The following is a 1,152-nucleotide window of genomic DNA, read 5'->3' on the forward strand; positions in this document are numbered from 1 at the left end:
CGCTCAGCAGCTCGCGGATGACGGCGTTGTCGTCGCCGGGCGCGGTGAACTCCGGGCCGTAGAGGTAGTCCATGACCGCGGCCAGCTTGGCGTCGACGGCCGCCTCGGCGACGGACGCGGCGAACGCCTGGTCGTACCGCTCGTGCAGATGGCGCACCACGGCGAGCAGCAGGTCCTCGCGGTTGCCGACGTAGTGGCGGATGTGGCTGCGGCTCATCCCGGACTCCTCGGCGATCCGCTCCAGCGTCGCGCCGGCCAGGCCGTGCCGCCGCAGGCAGCGCGTGGTCGCCTCGATGATCTGCTGCCTGCGCTCCACGGCCAGACTGCGCCGCCCCATACGTATCGCTCCCTCGCCGGGTCCGGGGTCCGAAGGCCCCGGAACCATGTCCAGGACTGCCCCGAGAATGCCACATCACCCTCCGGATTTTTGATTGTCTACATTGACAATCAAAAGGGGGTGCTGCCAGGGTCCGGTGTCGTGACTCCCACCTTCCACATCCTCAAGGCGACCGAGGAGCATCCGGCCGCGCGCCCACACCGCGTCCGGATGCGCGACGGCGTCCGCCTCGCCACCGACGTCTATCTCCCCGACGACGACGCCCCCGGACCCACCGTCCTCGTACGCCTCCCCTACGACAAGTCCGGCGAGTACACCTTCATGCCACGCATCGCGGCGTACATGAACGCCCGCGGCTACCGGGTCGTCGTCCAGGACGTGCGCGGCAAGTTCCGCTCCGAGGGCGCGACCCTGCTGTTCGTCCACGAGGTCCACGACGGCTACGACACCCTGGAGTGGATCACTCACCAGCCCTGGTCGAACGGGGTCGTCGGCATGTGGGGCGACTCCTACTACGGCTGGACCCAGTGGGCCGCCCTCTCCTCCGGCCACCCGGCCCTGCGCGCCATCGCACCCCGCGTCACCGGCACCGAACTCGCCCAGGTCGTCAGCCATCCCGACGGCACCCGCGACGTCGAGTGGAACTTCCGCCTCGGCTACACGGCCACCCACTTCGTCGACCGGGACACGTACGAGTGGCAGCCCGACCCCGACCACCGCCCCCTCATCGCCCCCTATGAGGAGTTCTTCGCACAGCTCGGCCGCCGGTCGGTCTCGTTCGACACCCAGTTCCCGCACGACGCACACCTGCGGCG

At 69.6% G+C, this 1,152-nt stretch carries 2 protein-coding genes; one reads left to right on the forward strand and one right to left on the reverse strand.

Annotated features, from left to right (window positions below; all coding sequences use genetic code 11):
• Window positions 1-337: TetR/AcrR family transcriptional regulator (locus tag ABT009_RS47375; RefSeq protein ID WP_351309688.1), on the reverse strand; the 337-nt coding region annotated here is incomplete at its 3' end.
• Window positions 338-478: 141 nt separating this feature from the next.
• Between ABT009_RS47375 and ABT009_RS47380 the strand changes: the two genes are divergently transcribed.
• The coding region (locus ABT009_RS47380; RefSeq protein WP_351309691.1) for a CocE/NonD family hydrolase at window positions 479-1,152 on the forward strand (674 nt) is incomplete at its 3' end.

Origin of the sequence: Streptomyces sp. NPDC002896 (genome assembly GCF_040295225.1) — a bacterium.
Classification (GTDB): Bacteria; Actinomycetota; Actinomycetes; order Streptomycetales; family Streptomycetaceae; genus Streptomyces.